This is a genomic window from Caballeronia sp. M23-90 (genome assembly GCF_053574605.1).
The window spans coordinates 1-3,325 of record NZ_JBSIPA010000597.1 but is presented as its reverse complement, the minus strand read 5'-3'; the positions used below and the strand labels follow the sequence as shown (position 1 = coordinate 3,325).

At 61.9% G+C, this 3,325-nt stretch carries 4 protein-coding genes and 1 pseudogene; 4 read left to right on the top strand and 1 reads right to left on the bottom strand.

What is annotated here, in order from left to right; all coding sequences use genetic code 11:
* The first annotated feature begins 34 nt into the window (after positions 1 to 34).
* The 4 genes from ACRXB1_RS33180 (at position 35) to ACRXB1_RS33165 (ending at position 2,583) form a co-directional block, all read left to right on the top strand.
* Positions 35 to 370, top strand: a complete 336-nt coding sequence (locus ACRXB1_RS33180) for a hypothetical protein (RefSeq protein ID WP_174362342.1) — start codon at positions 35 to 37, stop codon at positions 368 to 370.
* Positions 371 to 444: 74 nt separating this feature from the next.
* On the top strand, positions 445 to 1,392 hold the full coding sequence (panE, locus tag ACRXB1_RS33175) for a 2-dehydropantoate 2-reductase (protein ID WP_375507995.1): 948 nt from the start codon (positions 445 to 447) through the stop codon (positions 1,390 to 1,392).
* A gap of 91 nt (positions 1,393 to 1,483) precedes the next feature.
* Positions 1,484 to 2,056: a chromate transporter gene (locus tag ACRXB1_RS33170; protein ID WP_174362340.1), complete on the top strand. Its 573-nt coding sequence runs from the start codon at positions 1,484 to 1,486 to the stop codon at positions 2,054 to 2,056.
* Complete coding sequence (locus ACRXB1_RS33165; RefSeq protein ID WP_174362339.1) at positions 2,053 to 2,583, top strand: chromate transporter; 531 nt, start codon at positions 2,053 to 2,055, stop codon at positions 2,581 to 2,583. The genes ACRXB1_RS33170 and ACRXB1_RS33165 overlap by 4 nt, the downstream gene beginning before the upstream one ends.
* A 157-nt stretch (positions 2,584 to 2,740) precedes the next feature.
* Here the strand turns inward: ACRXB1_RS33165 and ACRXB1_RS33160 are convergent.
* Positions 2,741 to 3,172: pseudogene (locus ACRXB1_RS33160) on the bottom strand (hypothetical protein); the annotation flags it as partial.
* Positions 3,173 to 3,325: the final 153 nt, after the last annotated feature.

Sequence of the window (3,325 nt, the reverse complement as noted above, 5' to 3'; positions counted from 1 at the left end):
TCTGCGCGCGGAATAAGCGCAACAAGGCAAATGCATGGCGCTTCGAAGGAAGGTTCACCATTACCACGTCTACGTGATCGAACTCGCCGATCTGGTCTGGAACGAAGCGCGTTTCCGGCGCGCCAACCCGGATTACGTGCTGGGCAAGCCTTTTGTATATGTGGGCATGACGGGTATCGACCCTGATGTTCGTTTCGATAAACACAAGGCCGGCATCCAGTCGAACCGTTATGTGCGCGATTTCGGCTTGCGCTTGTTGCCGCAACTGTACGAGTTGTATAACCCGATGCCGTACGAAGGCGCTCGGGAGATGGAAGTGGAACTTGCTATTGGCTTGCGGGAAGCGGGTTATGGTGTCTGGCAGGCTTGAGCGGCATGATCAGGAGCGGCGCGCGGTCACATGAAAATCCACGCGCAAAAAATCAGACTATTCAGGAGGAGCACATGCGGATTCTGGTGGTGGGCGCAGGCGCAATCGGCGGTTATTTCGGCGGACGGCTGCTTGACGCCGGAAGGGACGTGACGTTCCTCGTACGTGAACGGCGCGCTGCGCAACTTGCGCAAACGGGCCTCAACCTGCGCAGCCCGAACGGCGATTTATCGATACCGAATCCGCCCGTTGTACTGGCCAAGGACGTGACCGAACCGTTCGACCTGATCGTGCTCAGTTGCAAGGCTTACGATCTTGACGGCGCCATCGAATCGATAAAAACCTCGGTCGGCCCGAACACCGCCATCCTGCCGCTGCTCAACGGCATGCATCATCTCGATGTGCTCGAAACACAGTTCGGCCCCGACCGCGTGCTGGGCGGCCAGTGCGTCGCGGCTGTAACGCTCGATGCCGAAGGCACGGTCGTGCATCTGAACAAGCTGCATTCCCTGACGTTTGGCGAGCGCGCGGGCGGAACTTCGACGCGCATCGAGGCGATCACGGCCGAGCTGACTGGCGCGCAATTCGACGCCTTCGCAAGCCAGAACGTTCTCCAGTCCATGTGGGAAAAGTGGACCTTTCTCGCGACGCTTGCAGCCGGCACGTGCCTGATGCGCGCGCCGGTGGGCGATATCATCGCGGCGCCGGGCGGCCAGAAACTGTTGCTCGATCTTTTCGATGAAGCCCGCGCCATCGCCGCGGCAAACGGTTTCCCGCCGGGCGAAGCCGCTGTGACCCGCACGCACTCCATGCTCACCGAAACCGGGTCCGGCATCACCGCTTCGATGCTGCGCGACCTCGAGAACGGCGCGCGTATCGAAGCGGATCACGTGGTGGGCGACCTGATTGCGCGCGGCAAGGTGGCGGAGCAAGAGCAACATTCGCCGATCTTCTCGACTGCCTATACGCATCTGAAAGCTTACGAATCCCGCCGGGATCGCAACGCGGCGAAGACTACCTGAACGCTCGACAACGGCTACGCAGTCAACGCTTTGAATCCGCGCGAACAAAGCGTTACCCTCTCTCGCTTTTCCAAAGCACTCATTGCGATCAATGCACGAAGACGCTCACGCACAGCCGCCGGCGCCGCCGACCGTCGCGGATATCTTTATCGGCTTCCTGACGCTCGGGCTGACCGCGTTCGGTGGCGCGCTGCCGCTGGCACGCCGCGAAATCGTGGAGCGCCGCAAGTGGCTCAACGCCGACGAATTCACCGATCTGCTCGGCCTTTGCCAGTTCCTGCCGGGCGGCAACGTGATCAACTTGTCGGCCGCGATCGGGATGAAATTTCGCGGCGTGCCCGGCGCGCTTGCCGGGCTGCTCGGATTGCTGGTCGGGCCATCTCTGATCGTGATCGGGCTCGGCGTGCTCTATCAGCGCACGCATAACGACGTACACATCCGCCACCTTTTCGCCGGACTGGCTGCTGCAGCGGCGGGTCTGCTGGTATCGATGGCCGTAAGAGTCGCGTGGCCCTTGCGCAAGAAAGTGTCGATGGCAGTCGTCGCCGCGCTGGCGTTCGTGGCGATCGCATTGCTGCGCTTGCCGCTGCTGCCCGTGATGCTCGTGCTTACGCCAATATCGATATTCATCGCATCCAAAACGAATCGCGAGGTGAACCGATGAACCACGATCTCGCTTCCCTCGCCGCAATTTTCAGCCAGCTCTCGCTGCTCGCATTCGGCGGCGGCAACTCCATCCTGCCCGAGATGCAGCGGCAAGTCGTCGAGGTGCATCAGTGGATGTCGAAAGCGGATTTTTCCGCGATGTTCGCGCTCGCCCAGGCGGCGCCGGGGCCGAACATGATGATCGTGACACTGATTGGCTGGCACGTCGCGGGATGGCCCGGCGTGATCGTGACATCGATTGCGAAGTTCGGGCCTTCGTCCGTCGTGACCATTGCGGCCATGCACGCGTGGGAGCGCTTCAGGCTGCATCCGTGGCGACGATATGTGCAACTCGGCCTCGTGCCGATGACCGCAGGTCTCCTTGCGGCGAGCGCCGCGCTGATCGCGGAGGCGTCGGACTCGCAATGGGTGCTTGGCGGCATCACGGCGGTGATCGCGGTGCTGTCTTTCAAGACGAAGGTGCATCCGTTGTGGTTGCTGGCCTTGGGAAGCCTGATCGGATTGACGGGGTTCGGCCAGCTCTAAGGCCAGCGTCAAGCCGCCGATGCCTCGACGCGCAGCGGCGACGCCAATACGCACCGCGAGCGCCGTGAGACCTTGCGCGAGACCGAACCGCCCGGTCCCGCGCATCAAGTCCTACGCCATTACGACGGCGACCACTCAGAAGATTCCGGCCGTGGGATCAGGCAGCATCGACCAGCTTGGCGATGTCATGGACGTCGATCGTGCGGCCATACTTGTTCTTCACGCCATTCCCCCATGCCTGAACACATGCGCCCGGGCTCAGATAGTCCACGAGTTCGGCTGCGGCGTGAGGCGGCATGCGCAGCGATGTGCCGTCGTCGAGAAGCGCGCCGCGCAGCTCGCCCTTCGGGCCATACAGCGACAGGGTCACTTCGCCTTGAACGTCCATTGGTTTGCCTTCGGGTTTCGGGGCCTTCGGACCGTGATGCTGCGGGCCTTCATCAACGAGCTCCGCGCCTTGCGCACTCGTCAGCGATACTGCCGCGATGACATTCGCGTCACGCGGTTTCACGCCGTGTACGCGAATGGCGTTGCCCACTGAAATGTGCTTCATGACCTGCTTCGTCATATGCGGCGGGAAGTGAACTTGCAGTGTGCTGCCGGCGGTATTCAGTATACCTCTGGCGCGTCAGCTTCGGCAACGAGCACGTCGCCGTTCGGAAGTACGTACAGCCAGCGAGGGTGATTGAGGTCACGCGCGTATGCGTTGACGGTGAATCCCGCCGTTGCCTTTGGACGATCC

Coding starts and splice junctions, on each gene's coding strand:
- ACRXB1_RS33180 (WP_174362342.1), top strand. CDS start 35: ATGGCGCTTCGAAGGAAGGTTCACCATTACCACGTCTACGTGATCGAA.
- ACRXB1_RS33165 (WP_174362339.1), top strand. CDS start 2,053: ATGAACCACGATCTCGCTTCCCTCGCCGCAATTTTCAGCCAGCTCTCG.
- panE (WP_375507995.1), top strand. CDS start 445: ATGCGGATTCTGGTGGTGGGCGCAGGCGCAATCGGCGGTTATTTCGGC.
- ACRXB1_RS33170 (WP_174362340.1), top strand. CDS start 1,484: ATGCACGAAGACGCTCACGCACAGCCGCCGGCGCCGCCGACCGTCGCG.